The sequence below is a fragment of the Pseudoalteromonas sp. S2893 genome (assembly GCF_005887105.1).
Classification (GTDB): Bacteria; Pseudomonadota; Gammaproteobacteria; order Enterobacterales; family Alteromonadaceae; genus Pseudoalteromonas; species Pseudoalteromonas atlantica.
This window is the reverse complement of record NZ_PNCY01000014.1, coordinates 49,316-67,283: the sequence shown is the minus strand read 5'-3', so window position 1 is coordinate 67,283 and position 17,968 is coordinate 49,316. Positions and strand designations below refer to the sequence as shown.

Here is a 17,968-nt window from a genome sequence, read left to right as displayed (position 1 = left end):
ATGTGTGTCAGTTACTTATATCAATCCGTGCTGATAAGTCAGTATTCATTTGCTTAGCCACTAATAGCTGTGTAGCAAAATAAAAAATAGTTAAGCGAATTGTTATAGGCTGTAGTTAAAATAAACACAAATTGTCGACAAAGAAAGAGTGGTTAGACTAATGTACTAAGCATAAATAAAAGTTAAATAAAACGTTTTACAGATGGGCAATAAAAACTAACTTTAATAAAGGCATAAAAAAACGCCACTAAATGGCGTTTTTATAGTCTGTTTTAATCGCTGTGTGACTTATAGCTCGTCACTGCGGTAGGTTTTTTTCATAATGTATACATAGGCATTAACAAAAGCGTTTTCTTGGTACTTTTTAAGGCCTGTGTCTTCAAACGCAATAGGTATAGGGTTGCGTTTAAGCTGTTCTTTAATTTCGGTCGTTGAGAATACGCGAACATCTAACTCTTCAATTAATTGAATCGCTGTTTCCATTTTAAAGCCCTTTGCACTGCCTGCAAATTTACCTTTAGGTTGGCGCTCACGAATGGCAACAGAATCAATTTGGTAATCTTGCATTAGTTTTGCAAAATCAAATTGAAATTTACGCATTATTTCAGTGTCGTTACCGTTACCTAAGGTAAAGCGTGTTTGGCGCACATCGCGAATATCAAATACGTCGTTATCTTTACTTAAAATACAAAGTAGTACATCACTACCGGTAATTTCTACACCACATGTTCTCATTGCTGTTCTCTAATATAACTTAATTGCTTAGTATTATACTCAACATCTAATAAATTGCGAGAGCAAGGCGGCGCAGGTGCATTTTAATAATCAATAAACTCAAGTTGTCACATGCTTAATTTAAATTAGCGAGCGAAAAACAAAAAAATGACAATTTTAGGTGAAATTTCAAGTAATGAGCGCGCTTTAAACTTGTAATTGATACTCTATCACGCGACAATATCTTTTTTGTAGTTGAGCAGACTCAGCATCTACATTAGTCATGTATGGCGAAAAATAGTCAATGCTTATTCGTAAAAGCGTTGTCGAGTCATTCTCATTTAATTTATTTAAAAATACACGTGATACATTGTAGGTGTCACCACTGTATGTAAGGATTTATAATGCCAGTTATTACTCTTCCTGACGGCAGTCAGCGTAGTTTTGAAAACCCTGTAAGTACTCTTGATGTAGCTAACGACATTGGCCCAGGCCTTGCTAAAGCAACCATTGCTGGTCGTGTTAATGGCGAGCGTGTTGATGCGTGCGATATGATCAACGAAGATTCGCGCCTTGAGATCATCACCGCAAAAGATGACGACGGCCTAGAGATTATTCGTCACTCGTGTGCTCACTTAATCGGTCATGCAGTTAAGCAGCTTTTCCCAGACGCTAAAATGGCTATTGGTCCAACTATTGATAACGGTTTTTACTACGATATTGATATGGAACACTCTTTGTCTCAAGAAGACTTAGACGCCATTGAAAAGCGTATGTTGCAACTTGCAAAAACAAACTACGACGTAGTGAAAAAAAATGTAAGCTGGCAAGAAGCACGCGATACGTTTGAAGCGCGTGGCGAAACATACAAAATGGAAATTTTGGACGAAAACATCGCAAAAGATGATCGCCCAGGATTATACCACCACGAAGAATACGTAGACATGTGTCGTGGCCCGCACGTACCAAACATGAAATTCTGCCAAAACTTCAAAATAATGAAAGTAGCTGGCGCTTACTGGCGTGGCGACTCTGAAAACAAAATGCTACAGCGTATTTACGGCACAGCGTGGGGCGATAAAAAGCAACTTAAAGCGTACCTTAAACGCTTAGAAGAGGCTGAAAAACGCGATCACCGCCGTATTGGTAAAGCGCTTGATTTATGGCACTGGCAAGAAGAAGCGCCAGGTATGGTATTTTGGCACAACGATGGTTGGAGCATTTACCGCGAGCTTGAAGAATTTGTTCGTGAAAAACTGCGTGAGTACAGCTACGAAGAAGTTAAAGGTCCAATGATGATGGACCGTTCTTTGTGGGAAAAATCAGGTCACTGGGAAAAATACTCAGACGCCATGTTTACCACAGAGTCTGAAAAACGCGAATACGCTATAAAACCAATGAACTGCCCAGGTCACGTGCAAATTTTTAACCAGGGTTTAAAATCGTACCGTGATTTACCACTGCGTATGGCTGAGTTTGGTTGTTGTCACCGTAACGAACCATCAGGCGCTTTACACGGCTTAATGCGTGTACGTGGCTTTACACAAGATGATGCTCACGTGTTCTGTACAGAAGAGCAAGTAATGGACGAAGTTTCAGCGTGTATTAAGATGGTTTATGATACATATGAGACATTCGGTTTTGACAAAATTGTAGTTAAGCTTTCTACGCGTCCTGAAAAGCGCATCGGCGATGATGAAATTTGGGACAAAGCAGAGGTTGCATTAGCCGATGCACTTAAAGCAAACGACATTGAATTTGATTACCTGCCAGGTGAAGGTGCCTTTTACGGACCTAAAATTGAATTTACTTTGTACGATTGTTTAGACAGAGCGTGGCAATGTGGTACAGTGCAACTCGACTTTGCATTACCGGGTCGTTTAGGCGCTACTTATGTAGCAGAAAACAACGAACGACGCACTCCAGTTATGATACACCGTGCTATTTTAGGCTCAATTGAGCGCTTTATCGGTATTTTAACTGAAGAATACGCTGGTTTATTCCCAACGTGGCTTGCTCCAAAGCAAGTGGTAATTATGAACATTACCGATAAACAAGCAGATTACGTGCACGAAATTGTACAAAAATTAAATAAACTTGGAATTAGAGCCGCTGCTGACTTGAGAAATGAGAAGATTGGCTTTAAAATCCGAGAACATACACTTAAGCGTATTCCTTACTTACTCGTTGTCGGCGATAAAGAAGTTGAACAACAGGAAGTAGCAGTACGTACCCGCACAGGTGAAGACCTAGGCAAATTTAATGTTGATGATTTTGTAGCTAAAATTAGCGAAGAAATTAAAAATCGACAGTAAAAATCGAGCGTGTAGGGCAATCACAAACAGCCAACTACACGCTTATATTATTGATATTCTTGGAGGAACGTACCATTAGAGGCGGCAAGAAAGGGCAACAAACAGCTCAAAAAAATCGTATTAACGAAGAAATTACAGCTCAAGAAGTTCGTTTAATCGACATCGAAGGCGAACAAGCTGGAATTCAGTCATTAAAAGACGCACAAGCTATGGCTGATGCAGCGGGTGTTGATCTTGTAGAGATTAGCCCAAACGCTGAGCCGCCTGTTTGTAAGGTTATGGACTACGGTAAGTTCATCTTTGAAAAAAGCAAAGAACTAAAAGAGCAGAAGAAGAAGCAAAAGCAAATCCAGATTAAAGAAATCAAATTCCGTCCTGGCACGGATGAAGGTGACTATCAGGTTAAGCTGCGCAACTTACGTAAGTTCTTAGAAGCTGGCGATAAAGCTAAGATTACTATCCGCTTCCGTGGCCGCGAAATGGCTCACCAAGAAATTGGTATCGAATTATTAAACCGTGTTAAGGCTGATTTAGAAGAACTTGCAGTAGTCGAGTCTTTCCCAAATCGTGTTGAAGGCCGCCAAATGGTTATGATGATGGCGCCTGTTGCTAAAAAATAATTTTTAAGCGATAATACGCACCGAATTTAGCTCAGGTACCCAAGTAATATGCAAATATTCACCTGTGCTAACCGGTTTTAAAGTAAAATTGCGGCATTTTTGCTGGGTTTTCACCGGAATATGGCAGTAAGTTAGGCCTAAAAGTGGAGCTATAGAAATATATCTCACGCCTGCTTACTAATTTTTAAGCAATACATTTGGAGTTATTGCAATGGCTTATAAGCTAAAAAGTCACAGAGGCGCTGCTAAGCGTTTCAAGAAAACTGCTTCTGGCGGTTTCAAGCGTAAACAAGCGCATCTTCGTCACATTCTGACTAAGAAAACTTCTAAGCGTAAGTTACACCTACGTCCTAAGATGATGGTTCATAAAAATGACCATGGTCTAGTTTCACGTATGTTACCATTCGCTTAATAGGGGTTTTTAGAAATGGCAAGAGTTAAACGCGGCGTTGTCGCACGTGCACGTCACAAAAAAGTTTTAAAGCAAGCTAAAGGTTACTACGGAGCACGTTCACGTGTTTACCGCGTAGCTTTCCAGGCAGTTACTAAAGCGGGTCAATACGCTTACCGTGACCGTCGTGCTAAGAAACGTACTTTCCGTCAATTATGGATTGCACGTATCAATGCAGCTTCACGTCAAAATGGTCTGTCTTACAGCCGTTTTATCAATGGTCTTAAAAAGACTTCTGTAGAAATCGATCGTAAGATCCTTGCAGATATCGCTGTTTACGACCAAGTTGCATTTGCAGCGCTTGTTGAAAAAGCAAAAGAAGGCCTAGCGGCAGCTTAAGCTTTTTTAAATAAGTAATAAAGAGGAGCCCTAGGCTCCTTTTTTTGTGCCTGTAATTTAAGACTCGCCTAATAATATTCCCCCGCAATAATACTTTATTAATTTTAGGCTAAATATGTCGCTATATGCGTTAAAAAACTCTCGTTTAGAACTACTAAGTAGCGAAGTTTTTCCTAGCTATTAACACGTTTATCAATTCTCAAAATAGATCACTTAATTAAGCGGATTGGTATAAACAACGAATTGCTTGCTAAGCTGCCGATACTTTTCCCCAGCCTTAAAATTAACTACTTTAATAATTACTTTATTAAGTGCATGGGTATAAACGGGCTTTCTTTTTTGTTGAATCACCGCACTTTTATAATATCGCTATGTTTACTTGGTATAATTTATTTTATTAAAGCGTTTGTTAGAGAAAACTATGTTTGCAAGCCTGTTATTTTTATCTGCAATTGTGGCAGATAACAGTCATTTACCGCCTCTTATTCCTTGGCAAGGTGATAGCGTTTCGTTATTACAGCAGCAAGGCCCTTTAACCACTGATTTTGAGTTATCACAGGGCAAAGCCTCGCCAAACTATGCCGATACTATGGCGTTTGTAGATAGGCTTGTAGCGGCAAATCCCACGCAGTTTCAGTCTCAAATAATAGGCTACAGTAATAGTAATCGCGCTATTAAAATGTTGGTTTCCAGTGAGCAAGGTTTTTTTGAAGCTGGGCAAATGGCCAACAGCACTAAGCCAACCGTTTTTATCCAAGCCGGTATTCATGCAGGTGAGATAGATGGTAAAGACGCCATGTTTATGTTGCTCCGCGATATTGCAACCGGTAAGCGCCGTGATATTTTAAAAAAGGTAAACATACTTTTTATTCCTATTTTAAACGTAGATGGGCATGAACGCAGCAGCGCATTTAATCGCATAAATCAGCGCGGCCCTGAAAAAATGGGCTTTAGAACCAATGCAAATAATCTAAACCTTAATCGCGATTTCACTAAGTTAGATACACCAGAGGTGAGAAGTGTTTTAAAGGTTATTAATGATTACAACCCAAACTTATACATTGATGTGCATGTTACCGATGGCGCCGATTATCAGTACGATGTGACCTATGGTTATAACCCTGTATTTGCAAGCGAATCGCCTGCTATATCTGATGCATTAGATCAGTATATAAAGCCGGTTATTGACGAAACATTACAAAAGCAAGGGCATATACCTGGGCCATTGGTATTTGTTATGGATAAACGCGACTTTAAAAAAGGCCTTGCAGGTTGGGTGGCTACACCGCGTTTTTCAAACGGGTGGGGCGATTTAAAATCATTACCAACAATTTTAGTCGAAAACCATTCTTTAAAACCTTATCAACAACGCGTATTAGGCACCTATGTATTTTTAGATGGGGCAATAAACGCGCTTTCTCAGTACAGTCATGAGCTTGCGAATGCCGTTAAAAAAGAGCAAGAATTTGTACCTGAGAAACTAATTGTTAAACGAGGTTATGCTAAACAAGCAGACACTATTAGTGAGTTTAAAGGGGTAGAATACACATCAAGTGTAAGTGCGCTTTCGGGGCAAACTGAGGTTAAATATTTAGGTAAAGCCTATACCTACACTGACTTACCGATTTATTGGCAAAAAGAGGTTGAACGAGTTGTTGATGTGCCCCAAGCGTTTTTTGTTCCGCCTGTATATAGCGATATAATAGAAAAGCTTAAGTTACATGGGGTGTCAGTTAACAAACTTAAAGGCGCGAATACGCAACCTTTAAAGCTTGCCAAAGTACTTGATTACTCGTTTGATAAAGCCCCATTTGAAGGGCGCTTTAGAGTCTCTGCAAGTTTTGATTATGTACCAGCAATAAATGTAAATTTAGACGGATGGTATCAAGTAAATACGCAGCAAAAAGCAGGGGAGTTAGCGGTTCATTTATTACACCCAGAAGCCCCTGATTCATTTTTTGCGTGGGGTGAGTTTAATACGATTTTTCAACGAACAGAGTACATGGAAAACTACGCGTTAATCCCTTACGCAAGGAAAATGCTTAAAGACAACCCTAAACTTGCTCTCGAGTTTGATAAAAAACTTCAAGATAAAGCATTTGCGCAAGATGCCAATGCACGTTTGCACTGGTTATATTCACACACGCCATTTTATGACGAAGCGTATTTGAAATACCCAATTTTAATGTCGTATGAGCAAGTAGCCGTTATTCCCGATCAAAAAGATAAAGAAATTTAATATGCACGTTATTACGATACCCGTGACTGCTTTTTCTCAAAATTGCAGAATTATTAGCTGTACAGAAACAAAGCAAGCTGTGGTGATAGACCCAGGTGGTGATACACAAAAAATTATAGCCACGCTTAATGAGCACAAATTAGTACTGAGCGCTATTTGGCTTACGCACGGGCATTTAGACCACGTAGGTGCGGCCGATGAATTACGCTCACACTACAATGTGCAAATTATTGGCCCGCAAAAAGATGAGTCATTTTGGTTTGATAACCTGCCTATGCAAGCACAAATGTTTGGTTTTTCAGCTATTGATGCTTTTTACCCTGACATTTGGCTTAATCATAATGATGTATTAACGCTTGGCAAACTTAGCTTTAGTGTTAAGCATTGCCCTGGGCACACACCTGGTCATATTGTGTTTTATGAGCCTGATCAGCAATTAGTTATTGTTGGCGATGTTATTTTTAAAGGTGCTGTAGGGCGTACAGATTTCCCTAAAGGCAATACAGAGCAGCTCATTGAGTCTATTAAAAGCCATATTTTAACACTTGATGACAACACGCGTATTTTAGCTGGCCATGGTGAAGATACCACTGTAGGCCACGAAAAACGCACTAATCCATTTGTAAGTGGCCAATTTGGTTAATTAAAATCCATGAAAATGCAAAATTATTGCAGACGGAATTTTAAATTGGCTGTATAATTTAACCAGTTTATTAGATAAATAAGAAATAAAATGTCTCTAAATCACGTAGATCGCCAAATTTTGGCACTTTTACAACAGGACGCAAGTCTTTCAACTGCTGAAATTGCAGACAAAGTAGGCTTATCTCAATCACCTTGTTGGCGACGCATTGCAAAGCTTGAACAAGATGGCTATATCAAAAGTAAAGTTGCGCTTTTAGATGAGAAAAAGCTTGGTTTTGACATGCTTGTATACGCACATGTGCGCTTATCAAATCATGGCAAGAAAAACTTAGCTGAATTTGAAAAGCTAATTATGAGCTATGACGAAGTGACAGAATGTTACACAATGGCCGGCACCATGGACTTTATGCTGCGTATAATCTCACAAGGTATAGAAGGCTATGAGCACTTTGTACGTGACAATTTACTCAGCTTAGAATACGTTCAAGAGGTACACTCTAACGTAACCATGACATGTGTAAAACGCAGTACATCTCTTCCTCTATAAAATAAACGACACAAAGTTAAGCTATACTAAGAAAGCTAATAACGGTGTGTGCGAATTGTTAAATGAGCGCTAATTTGGTAACATTTAGCGCTTTTTCGATCCTAACCTAATAACCCCCTGAGGAACTCAATGTTTAACTTACTCAGCAAAGCGCCTAGCTCTGCTAAAAACGATATTTTATCTGGCTTAACTGTAGCACTTGCTTTAGTTCCAGAAGCTGTTGCGTTTGCTTTTGTAGCAAATGTCGAACCTTTAGTTGGTCTCTACGCCGCGTTTATCGTTGGTTTAATTACGGCTATTTTTGGTGGCCGCCCTGGTATGATTTCGGGCGCAACCGGTGCATTAGCTGTTGTAATGGTAAGTTTGGTACTTGATCACGGTGTTGAGTATTTATTTGCCACGGTGTTGCTGATGGGAATACTGCAAATACTCGCGGGAATATTTAAGCTCGGTAAGTTTATTCGCATGGTCCCCCACCCAGTTATGCTCGGCTTTGTAAATGGATTAGCGATAGTAATATTTTTAGCGCAACTAGGGCAGTTTAAAGTACCAGATGGCGCAGGTGGCCAGCAATGGATGACGGGCAACCCGCTTTACATTATGTTAGGTTTAGTTGCATTAACCATGGCTATCATTCACTTTTTACCTAAGCTCACCACTGCAGTGCCTTCTTCTTTAGTGGCTATTGTAACGGTAACCGCGTTAGTAATAGGCCTTGATTTAGACTCGCGCACTGTACTTGATTTCCTAAAAGGGATGACAGGTAATGAAGCGGCTACCATTGCTGGCGGCTTACCTGAATTTCACATTCCTATGGTTCCATTTACCCTAGAAACTTTTTATATAATTTTTCCGTATGCATTAATTTTAGCAGCTATTGGTTTAATTGAGTCGTTATTAACGCTTAGCTTGATTGATGAAATTACCGAAACCCGTGGTCACTCAAATAAAGAGTGTATTGGCCAAGGTGCTGCTAATGTAACCTGTGGCTTTTTTGGCGCAATGGGTGGCTGTGCCATGATTGGGCAATCAATGATCAACATTAATTCGGGCGGGCGCTCGCGCTTGTCGGGTATAAGTGCTGCACTAATGCTGCTTGCATTTATTATATTTGCTTCAAGTTTAATTGAAATGATCCCACTGGCTGCGCTTGTAGGTGTTATGTTTATGGTTGTACTTGGTACGTTTGAATGGGCAAGCTTTAAAATGATGAAGCGTGTACCACTGTCTGATGCCTTTGTAATTGTATTGGTATCTGGCGTAACCGTAGTAACCGATTTAGCGATTGCCGTGTGTGTTGGTGTTATTGTTTCTGCCTTGGTATTTGCTTGGAATCATGCAAAACATATCTACACAACTAATTACATTGATGAGCAAGGTGCTAAAGTTTACGAGCTTCACGGCCCGTTATTTTTTGGCTCAGTTAAAAACTTTTCTGAGTTATTCGATGTTAAAAACGACCCTAAAGATGTAATTATCGAATTTGAACACAGCCGTGTTGCGGATCACAGTGCCATAGAAGCCATCGACAGCTTAGCTGATAAGTACACTAAAGCAGGTAAGCAGCTTCACTTACGTCATTTAAGTAAAGACTGTAAACAGCTGTTACACAAAGCGCGTGACTTAGTTGAGGTGAACGTAATTGAAGACCCAACTTATAAAGTAGCCTCTGATAAACTTGCCTAGTTTATAAGGTGGCTTTGCCCATACGAGCTGATTGAATCGGCATTTTAAAAGCGAAAGGTTAAAGCCTTTCGCTTTTTTATTGGCTTAACTTTGCGGTAAGGCTCTTAAAAATTAAGACAGTTGGTACTGCTAACACTTTGTAATAATCGATATAATAACCAAACCAGTGGTTAAATTAGCTAACGTAATTTTAACTTATTGGCTAACTTATACGGAGTTGTATTTTATTTTGAATTGGCAATCTTTAGTTGATAACAGGCAACGCTTTTTTTGGCTATTGCAAATTGCAGGCTGGATTGGTTATGCGCTTGTAAATTATATCGGCTCTAAAGTATTTGAAATGCGTGATATTTACGTGTTCGTTATATTATTAAATGCCTACGCAGGCTGTTTAATGACAGTCCCACTTCGTTATATTTACAGAAAAACCTGGAATGCATCGCCTTGGATATTAATGGTGGTTGTATTTGGTGCCTCTTACATTACAGGTACATTGTGGGCAATTGTACAAAAATTTAATTTATGGGAAATATACCGCCATGGTTATCGCCCAGAAGATTGGTTTTACTATTTACAGCATGGCTTAGACTCTGTTTACATAATTTTATGTTGGAGTGGCTTATACTTTGGCATAAAGTATTACCAGCTACTACAAAGTGAGCGACAAAAAGCGCTTAAAGCAACTACAATGGCCCATGAAGCGCAATTAAAAATGCTCAGATATCAACTTAACCCGCATTTTTTATTTAATACGCTTAATGCTATTTCTACATTAGTTTTGGTAAAAGAAAACAAAGATGCTAACTTAATGGTGGCAAGGTTAAGCGACTTTTTGCGTTATACACTAAATACCGATCCCATTAAAAAAGTGCCTTTAGAGCAAGAGCTACACGCATTAATGCTGTATTTAGAAATAGAGCGGGTTAGATTTGATGAGCGCTTAAAAGTAAATGTAGATGTAAGCGAGCAAGCAAAAGAGGCACTTGTGCCAAGCTTAATTTTGCAACCGATAATTGAGAACGCAATTAAATACGCCATTGCGCATATGTCACAAGGCGGTGTGATAGACATAAAAGCACAGGTTTTTGCCAACGAGCTACTACTTGAAGTAGGTGATAATGGCCCCGGTACCGAGCTAATAGACGGACAACTTGTAAATGCGCAAGGGGTAGGGGTGGCAAATACCAAAGACAGATTAAAAACGCTCTATGAAAATAATTATTCGTTTGTATTATCACATAATACGCCAAGTGGATTGAAAGTTAATCTGCGAGTACCGTTTGAGAAGGCTGTGAAGAAATGACTAAAATTAAAACCATCATTGTTGATGATGAACCATTAGCAAGAAAGGGCTTAGCAGTAAGACTTGAAGAATATACTGATATAGAAGTAGTTAAACTGTGTAGTTCAGGCTCTGATGCAATAGCAGCATGTAAAGAACACCCAATAGACTTAGTTTTTTTAGATATACAAATGCCAGGAATGAATGGCTTTGAAGTTGCCCGTGCCTTAAGCGAAAGCACTAAAGCGTTACCCGCGATTGTGTTTGTTACTGCATTTGATCAATTTGCAGTAAAGGCATTTGAAATACATGCTTTGGATTACATTTTAAAACCCGTTGACGATAACAGACTAAAACAGGCGGTAGAAAAAGTGCATAGTTACTTAAAAACACAGCAAGACAACGCCCATAAGAAAAAACTAGCGAGTTTTGTTGCCGGTATTACAGGTAATAACTGTGAAGAAATACTTAAAAAATTAGCCACAGGCGATACCTTAACCGACAAACGTTACCCAGAATCACTGGCGGTAAAAGAGCAGGGTGAAATTATTCGTGTCCCGGTTGCGACAATTCAGTGGGTTGATGCCGCCGGCGATTATATGTGTTTACATTGCCAAGATGGGCAAACACATATTTTGCGCAAAACAATGAAAGAGCTTGAGCAAGAGCTCGACCCACATTTGTTTGTGCGCGTTCACCGCAGTGCAATTGTAAATACAAAACAAATAAGCAAGCTGGTTACACAAGTAAGCGGTGAGTATTTATTAGTGCTTGAAAACGGACAAGAGCTTAAAGTAAGCCGAAGCTATCGCGATAAAGTAAAAGCAGCGCTAGCCAGCTAGTTTGGTATTTTACAGGCATAAAAAATGCGAGCTTAGCTCGCATTTTTTATATAAGGCAGAAATTACGCTACAGTTACAATTTTCATTGTGTTCGTTGCGCCCACAGTTTCCATAGAGTCACCGTGAGTAATAATTACTGTATCGCCAGAGTGTAATGAACCTTGTGCTACAAGGGTATCAAGTGCGGCTTTAACCATTCCGTCTTTTTCAGTTTTTGTAGAATCAAAAAACACAGGGTAAACACCACGATAAAGCGCTGTTTGGCCTAGCGTGCTTGCATGGCGTGAAAGCGAGTAAATAGGTAAACCAGAGCTGATACGCGACATAAGTTTAGCGGTGCTACCTGACTCAGTTAAGGTAACAATGGCTTTAACCGAATCTAAGTGATTAGCAGCGTACATAGCTGAAAGCGCGATAGATTCTGCATTGTTAGAAAAACGGCTGTCTAAACGGTGCTTAGATACGTGGGTTTCTTTTTGCGATTCTGCACCTAAACAAACACGTGCCATTGTAGCGACTGTTTCTTCAGGGTAATCACCGGCAGCGGTTTCTGCTGAAAGCATAACTGCATCAGTACCATCAAGTACTGCATTTGCCACATCCATAACTTCTGCGCGTGTTGGCATTGGGTTATCGATCATCGATTCCATCATTTGTGTTGCGGTTACAACAGTACGGTTTAATGAACGAGCGCGACGAATAATGAGTTTTTGTTTACCCATAAGCGCAGCATCACCAATTTCAACACCTAAATCGCCACGAGCAACCATTACAGCGTCTGATGCTAAAACAATGTCATCTACGGCTTCTTGTGTTTCTACGGCTTCTGCACGTTCAATTTTTGCAAGTAGTTGTGCTTTAGAACCTGCTGCTTCTGCTAAAGAGCGTACATAACGCATATCATCGCCACTGCGTGGGAATGATACTGCAATGTAATCAACATCTATTTCAGCGGCAGTGATTAAATCTTCTTTGTCTTTTTCTGTAAACGCAGGGGCTGTTAAACCACCGCCTAAACGGTTAATGCCTTTATTATTTGATAATACACCACCTACGGTAACCGAGCAGTGCACTAAGTGACCTTCTACTTGCTCAACGGTTAGTTGAATAAGGCCATCGTTTAATAGTAATAAATCGCCAGGGCTTACATCTTGTGGTAATTCTTTGTAATCAATACCTACCGCGTTTACGTCGCCTTCACCTTTTTCCATTTTTGCATCTAGGGTGAATTTAGCGCCTACTTCAAGGTTTACTTTACCTTCTTTAAACGTTGAAACACGAATTTTAGGACCTTGAAGGTCTGCAAGGATAGCAACATGTTTACCTAATTTTGTGGCTATCTCGCGTACAGCTTGTGCACGGTCTTTATGATCTTGTGCAACACCATGTGAGAAGTTTAAACGTACTACATTAGCGCCAGCGCGAATAATTTTTTCTAGATTGTTATCTCGATCTGTTGCAGGCCCAAGTGTAGCGACTATTTTTGTGCGTCTTAGCATCAAATTCTCCTGTGTGCTTAGATGTGTAAGCAGGTTGACGGTTATTTTGTGACTTCAAAATACTTATAACTTATGTATAAACATTTTTAGTTATAGGCAAACTAGTTAGTATTGCCACTATTTTATACAAAACGAATATGTCATCATTATGACACCGGTGTCAAAATCCGTCAATGATCTTAAATTCAAAATACGCAGAGTATTTGTAACCGCACAGCCCTTATATTTGATACAATTGCAGTGCTTTTTAATAGCGTAATAAAAAAGCATGCTGTGTTAGCTCAACGTTCGCATTTTATGACGGTATGAGTATAATGCACGCGGTATTATTTAATGAATTACTTAGTTTACTAACCAAATAGTTGTTACCGAGGAGGACACTAAATGCAAGTTGCATTAGTCGGGTTAGGCGTTATGGGCAAAAATATTGCCTTAAACATGATTGAAAAAGGCATAACGTTAGTCGCATATGATAAAAACCCACATGCGGGTGAAGAGTTATTAAGTTGTGCTAAATCGCAAGGCATGGCCGATAGACTTCATATTGTTTCTGATTTAGGAGACATGGTAAGGCGTTTAGAAGCACCTCGCTCTATTTTATTATTAGTGCCTGCAGGCGAACTGGTTGATGCTGTGTGTAATGAGCTTGTTGAAGCTGGCGTACAGTGTAACGATATGATTGTAGATTGTGGTAACAGTAACTACAAAGACGGCATTAATCGTAAACTTAAGTATCAAAACAAATTTGAATTTGCCACCATGGGTATTTCTGGCGGTGCCGAAGGCGCTCGTCATGGTCCTGCAATGATGGCAAGTGGCTCAGAAGGCGGTTGGGAGCGAATCGAACCGTGGTTTGAAAAAGTAGCCGCTAGCTACAATGGCGAGTCGTGTTTTGCACGCGTTGGTCAATCGGCCAGTGGCCATTTTGTAAAAATGGTTCACAACGGCATTGAATACGCAATTATGCAGCTTATTGCTGAAGTGTATCAACTACTTCGTATTGGCACAGGTCGCTCACCAAAAGAAGTGGCTGAAATTTTTGATGACTGGTCTACCGGTCACTTAAATAGCTACTTACTTGCTATTTCTAGCCATATTTTATCTCTTGAAAACACCAAGCAAGAGCCGCTTGTTGATTTAATTGATAATAAAGTAGGCGCAAAAGGCACAGGCCTGTGGACTGCGCAAAATGCACTTGAACTAGGTATTGCTGTTCCTTCACTGGTTGCTGCGGTGCAAGCTCGCCACTTAACCAATGTATGTGACACTACCGCTGCACAAGAAATGACATATGCCGCTAAAGCTACAAACAAGGTTGATATTGACCTTGAAGAGCTAAAAGATGCCTTTACATTGGCGAGCTTATTAGCGTATCGCCAAGGTTTAGCGTTAATTAAAGGGGCATCTCGTACCCATCAGTGGAAAGTAGACTTGTCTAAAACGCTGCAAACATGGCGTGCGGGTTGTATTATTCGCGCTGACTACCTAGATAGCGTAGCGCAAGGCGTTGAATACATTGATACGCTTGAAAATGAATCTAATGCGCTTCGCAAAGTAACTGGGCAAGCTGTAATGACTGGCTTAGCGTTCCCTGTACTTGCATCAACACAAACGTATTTAGCCACATTAACCACACCAAGTAATGGGCATTTAGTACAAGCCCAGCGTGATTACTTTGGTGAGCATGGTATTAAAACTCACTCAGGTGAAGTATGCCACTTAACTGATTTAGTGGGTATAGACGCGAAAGTAAGATAATTAACGCGTTTATAAAATAATAAAGGCACGCTATTTAGCGTGCCTTTTGCGTTTTGGTCACTAAAATTAGCGGCTTAATTCACCGCGTAAGTTGTCTTGCATTAAATGGCGAATCGTTTCAATTTCTAGGTTTTGGCTAAACAAATAATGCAGCTTTGTTAAACACGCCTCTAGTGTCATATCGTAGCCACTTATTACACCAATATTTAATAACGCGTTACCCGTAGCGTAACCGCCCATATTTACATGGCCTTTTAAACACTGCGTTAAATTAACAATAACCATGCCGCGTTTACTTGCCTCACTTAGCACGTCTAAAAAGTCGGGGTCTTGTGGGGCATTACCTACGCCAAAGCTAAGCAATACTAGTGCTTTTATATTGTCATTCACCAAACTTTTAACCACGTCTTTACTAATGCCTGGGTATAAATAAAGTACACCAATTGGCTGAGGTGTAATGGTGGTTACCTGTAGTTCGTTTTCTACATAAGGGCTTAGCTGACCTTTAATTAGCTGAATATTAATTCCAGATAACGCTAAAGGCTCTAGGTTAGGAGATGCAAAAGCATTAAAACCATCGGCATGTGCTTTCGTGGCTCGGTTACCTCTAAATAATTGGTTATTAAAAAATAAGCTCACTTCAGCAATAGGGTAATTAGCCGCTAAAAACATGGCGTTTAATAAGTTAACTTGGCCGTCAGAGCGTAATTGCGATAAAGGAATTTGTGAGCCAGTAACAATAACGGGTTTAGTTAAGTTTTCGAACATGAACGACAGGGCAGAGGCTGTGTAAGCCATTGTATCGGTGCCATGAAGTACCACAAAACCATCGTAATCGTGGTATTTGCTTTTAATGTCATCAGCTATTAGTTGCCAATGCGCTGGCGACATATCTGATGAATCGATTAAAGGGCAGTACTCGTGAATATCAAAAAGGGGCATTTCTTCACGGTTAAATTCTGCGTTATTGACCACTGTTTCTGTTAAAAAACCTTCAGCCGGAATGTAGCCACGGCTCGATTTTTTCATACCTATGGTACCGCCAGTGTATGCGATATAAATGCGTTTACGTTTCATAAAAAAAGCCCAGTAAAAAAACTGGGCTTAGTATAACGTTAAGTTGTTTTAAATACAGCTGCTTGAGTAAATACGTGCACTTTTATTGTGCAACGCTACACTCTAAACAACGTGCGTATACACCCTGCGGATCGTTATAATCTTTTAGTTCAGCTACTTCACTACTTAGGCGCTTTATCACCGTATTAATATTAGCTTGAGTGGCTAAAACAGAGGCTGTATTTGTATTTAAGCCAAGCATAGATTTAACGGATGCACTGCCAAAAATATCTTGCAGCATTTTTTCTTGCGGGCTTAGGTCTTGCTTAATTGTTTTCACTTCGTAGTGATTAAGTTTGGCAAGCGCCGCTGCAGCATCAATCGCATCTTGTTTATCACCAAGCTTATCAACTAGGCCAAGCTCTTGTGCTTGTGAAGCAATCCACACACGCCCTTGTGCAATTTTATCAACTTGCTCTGGTGTCATATTGCGCGCATCAGCAACAACATCTATAAAGCGGCTATAAGCTTCTTCAACACTCATTTGAATAACTTGCGCCATTTTTTCATTAAGCGGGCGAGTAATAGAAAATCCAGCCATTTCTGACGTTGCAACACCATCTGAGTACACACCAATTTCAGATAAAGTATCTTCAAAAGTCATAAATGTACCAAACACACCAATAGAGCCGGTGATAGTACTTGGTGCTGCCCAAATTTCGTTAGCTGCTGAGGCAATCCAATAACCGCCAGATGCGGCAACTGAGCTCATCGATGCGATTACAGGTTTGCCTGCGGCTTTAAGTGCTAATACTTCAGCGCGAATAACCTCAGAGGCAAACATGCTGCCGCCACCTGAATCAATACGTAAAACAACCGCTTTTACTTTATCATCAAGGCGTGCTTTGCGAAGTAATGCTGCGGTAGAGTCGCCGCCAATTTCACCTGCTTTGCGCTCACCATCAACAATCGTACCTTTAGCAACAACTACAGCAACTTTTTCTGTAATTGGGTTATCAAATTCGATAGGGGGCTTAACTAAGCTTAAGTATTCACGAAAAGACACTTGCTTAAATGTTTTACCGTCTTCTTGTGCGCCAACTAAATCAATGAGTTGTTGGCGAATTTGCTGAGTTGTTTTAAGCGAGTCGACCCATTGATGGTCAAGTGCATATTTACCTGCATCGCCATTTGCAGCCTTCATTTTAGCAAGGTAAGCATCCATGGTTTCGTCAAAGTTAGATTCATCAAAAGGGCGAACTGCAGCAACATCTTGCTTATATTCGCTCCATAATGCACCAAGCCAAACACGGTTTGCTTCTTTAGCAGCATCAGACATATCGTTACGAATAAACGGCTCTACCGCCGATTTAAACGTACCGACACGGAAAATATGCTGCGTTACTTTAAGTTTTTCTAGTGCTTCTTTAAAGTAAAGTGGATACATTCCATAGCCTTCAATGGCTACCGAACCATAAGGATGCATTGCAATTTCATCGGCATGCGATGCAATATAATATTGCGATTGAGTGTAATAGTAGCCCGATGCAATCACTTTTTTACCCGCTTGCTTAAAGGCATCTAACGATTTAGTAATACGCTTTAGCTTATTTAGGTGGGCTTTCGGCATTTCTTGCAAATCTAGTAAGATAACGCTGATGCGCTCGTCATTAGTGGCTTCATCAATCACTTTGACTACATCATCAAGTAAAATTTCACTAGGTGCTTCTGAATTAGACGTAGCATCGTTAATAGCTGCTTCGACAGGGTCTATATATGTTTTTTCTTCCACAATAGGCCCATTAAGATTAAGCCTAAGTACAGAGCCATCTTCTATTATTATTGTATCGTCATCGCTTGATAGCGACATAAAAAATACAACAACCAGTAATAAAAACAAAATGTTGAGTATTAAACGACGAGAAAAGTTTATTCCAGCCCAAATACCTCTAAATACCTTTGCTATCAAAATAGC

The 17,968-nt window shown here is 40.0% G+C and carries 15 protein-coding genes; 11 read left to right on the top strand and 4 right to left on the bottom strand.

Annotated features, from left to right (window positions below; genetic code table 11):
- Window positions 1-288 precede the first annotated feature (288 nt).
- Window positions 289-735: a DUF3010 family protein gene (locus tag CWC04_RS08370; RefSeq protein WP_004587837.1), complete on the bottom strand. Its 447-nt coding sequence runs from the start codon at window positions 733-735 to the stop codon at window positions 289-291.
- 383 nt (window positions 736-1,118) lie between these two features.
- On the opposite strand from CWC04_RS08370, the gene thrS reads away from it, so the two are divergent.
- The 10 genes from thrS to CWC04_RS08320 all read left to right on the top strand — a co-directional run bounded on the left by thrS (window position 1,119) and on the right by CWC04_RS08320 (window position 11,680).
- Window positions 1,119-3,029: a threonine--tRNA ligase gene (thrS, locus tag CWC04_RS08365; RefSeq protein WP_004587838.1), complete on the top strand. Its 1,911-nt coding sequence runs from the start codon at window positions 1,119-1,121 to the stop codon at window positions 3,027-3,029.
- Between the two features lie 59 nt (window positions 3,030-3,088).
- Window positions 3,089-3,649: a translation initiation factor IF-3 gene (gene infC, locus CWC04_RS08360; RefSeq protein WP_024034072.1), complete on the top strand. Its 561-nt coding sequence runs from the start codon at window positions 3,089-3,091 to the stop codon at window positions 3,647-3,649.
- Between the two features lie 211 nt (window positions 3,650-3,860).
- The gene (gene rpmI / locus CWC04_RS08355) at window positions 3,861-4,061 is read left to right on the top strand and encodes a 50S ribosomal protein L35 (protein WP_004587840.1); all 201 of its coding nucleotides are present in this window, start codon (window positions 3,861-3,863) and stop codon (window positions 4,059-4,061) included.
- Between the two features lie 15 nt (window positions 4,062-4,076).
- Window positions 4,077-4,439: a 50S ribosomal protein L20 gene (gene rplT, locus CWC04_RS08350; RefSeq protein ID WP_004587841.1), complete on the top strand. Its 363-nt coding sequence runs from the start codon at window positions 4,077-4,079 to the stop codon at window positions 4,437-4,439.
- Window positions 4,440-4,860: 421 nt separating this feature from the next.
- The gene (locus CWC04_RS08345) at window positions 4,861-6,678 is read left to right on the top strand and encodes a M14 family metallopeptidase (protein WP_138685128.1); all 1,818 of its coding nucleotides are present in this window, start codon (window positions 4,861-4,863) and stop codon (window positions 6,676-6,678) included.
- A 1-nt stretch (window position 6,679) separates the two neighbouring features.
- On the top strand, window positions 6,680-7,321 hold the full coding sequence (locus CWC04_RS08340) for an MBL fold metallo-hydrolase (protein WP_138685127.1): 642 nt from the start codon (window positions 6,680-6,682) through the stop codon (window positions 7,319-7,321).
- A 90-nt stretch (window positions 7,322-7,411) separates the two neighbouring features.
- Entirely contained in the window at window positions 7,412-7,870 is a 459-nt protein-coding gene (locus tag CWC04_RS08335; protein WP_002960703.1) for an Lrp/AsnC family transcriptional regulator, read from the top strand.
- Window positions 7,871-7,999: 129 nt separating this feature from the next.
- On the top strand, window positions 8,000-9,556 hold the full coding sequence (locus CWC04_RS08330; protein ID WP_004587844.1) for a SulP family inorganic anion transporter: 1,557 nt from the start codon (window positions 8,000-8,002) through the stop codon (window positions 9,554-9,556).
- Window positions 9,557-9,785: 229 nt separating this feature from the next.
- Entirely contained in the window at window positions 9,786-10,859 is a 1,074-nt protein-coding gene (locus CWC04_RS08325; protein ID WP_024034075.1) for a sensor histidine kinase, read from the top strand.
- Window positions 10,856-11,680 (top strand): LytR/AlgR family response regulator transcription factor, encoded by an 825-nt coding sequence (locus tag CWC04_RS08320; RefSeq protein ID WP_138685126.1) that lies wholly within the window; start codon window positions 10,856-10,858, stop codon window positions 11,678-11,680. The genes CWC04_RS08325 and CWC04_RS08320 overlap by 4 nt, the downstream gene beginning before the upstream one ends.
- Window positions 11,681-11,742: 62 nt before the next feature.
- Here CWC04_RS08320 and pyk read toward each other — a convergent pair whose 3' ends face one another.
- Window positions 11,743-13,179: a pyruvate kinase gene (gene pyk / locus CWC04_RS08315; protein ID WP_004587847.1), complete on the bottom strand. Its 1,437-nt coding sequence runs from the start codon at window positions 13,177-13,179 to the stop codon at window positions 11,743-11,745.
- 384 nt (window positions 13,180-13,563) lie between these two features.
- On the opposite strand from pyk, the gene gnd reads away from it, so the two are divergent.
- A complete protein-coding gene (gene gnd, locus CWC04_RS08310) occupies window positions 13,564-14,937 on the top strand; it encodes an NADP-dependent phosphogluconate dehydrogenase (protein ID WP_024034078.1) in 1,374 nt (457 codons plus the stop codon).
- 66 nt (window positions 14,938-15,003) lie between these two features.
- On the opposite strand, the gene ansA is transcribed toward gnd, so the two are convergent.
- The gene (ansA, locus tag CWC04_RS08305; RefSeq protein ID WP_024034079.1) at window positions 15,004-16,014 is read right to left on the bottom strand and encodes an asparaginase; all 1,011 of its coding nucleotides are present in this window, start codon (window positions 16,012-16,014) and stop codon (window positions 15,004-15,006) included.
- An 82-nt stretch (window positions 16,015-16,096) separates the two neighbouring features.
- The gene (gene sppA, locus CWC04_RS08300) at window positions 16,097-17,962 is read right to left on the bottom strand and encodes a signal peptide peptidase SppA (protein WP_138685125.1); all 1,866 of its coding nucleotides are present in this window, start codon (window positions 17,960-17,962) and stop codon (window positions 16,097-16,099) included.
- Window positions 17,963-17,968 lie beyond the last annotated feature (6 nt).

Coding starts and splice junctions, on each gene's coding strand:
- CWC04_RS08335 (WP_002960703.1), top strand. CDS start 7,412: ATGTCTCTAAATCACGTAGATCGCCAAATTTTGGCACTTTTACAACAG.
- CWC04_RS08345 (WP_138685128.1), top strand. CDS start 4,861: ATGTTTGCAAGCCTGTTATTTTTATCTGCAATTGTGGCAGATAACAGT.
- CWC04_RS08340 (WP_138685127.1), top strand. CDS start 6,680: ATGCACGTTATTACGATACCCGTGACTGCTTTTTCTCAAAATTGCAGA.
- CWC04_RS08330 (WP_004587844.1), top strand. CDS start 8,000: ATGTTTAACTTACTCAGCAAAGCGCCTAGCTCTGCTAAAAACGATATT.
- gnd (WP_024034078.1), top strand. CDS start 13,564: ATGCAAGTTGCATTAGTCGGGTTAGGCGTTATGGGCAAAAATATTGCC.
- pyk (WP_004587847.1), bottom strand. CDS start 13,179: ATGCTAAGACGCACAAAAATAGTCGCTACACTTGGGCCTGCAACAGAT.
- CWC04_RS08320 (WP_138685126.1), top strand. CDS start 10,856: ATGACTAAAATTAAAACCATCATTGTTGATGATGAACCATTAGCAAGA.
- ansA (WP_024034079.1), bottom strand. CDS start 16,014: ATGAAACGTAAACGCATTTATATCGCATACACTGGCGGTACCATAGGT.
- rpmI (WP_004587840.1), top strand. CDS start 3,861: ATGGCTTATAAGCTAAAAAGTCACAGAGGCGCTGCTAAGCGTTTCAAG.
- thrS (WP_004587838.1), top strand. CDS start 1,119: ATGCCAGTTATTACTCTTCCTGACGGCAGTCAGCGTAGTTTTGAAAAC.
- CWC04_RS08370 (WP_004587837.1), bottom strand. CDS start 735: ATGAGAACATGTGGTGTAGAAATTACCGGTAGTGATGTACTACTTTGT.
- rplT (WP_004587841.1), top strand. CDS start 4,077: ATGGCAAGAGTTAAACGCGGCGTTGTCGCACGTGCACGTCACAAAAAA.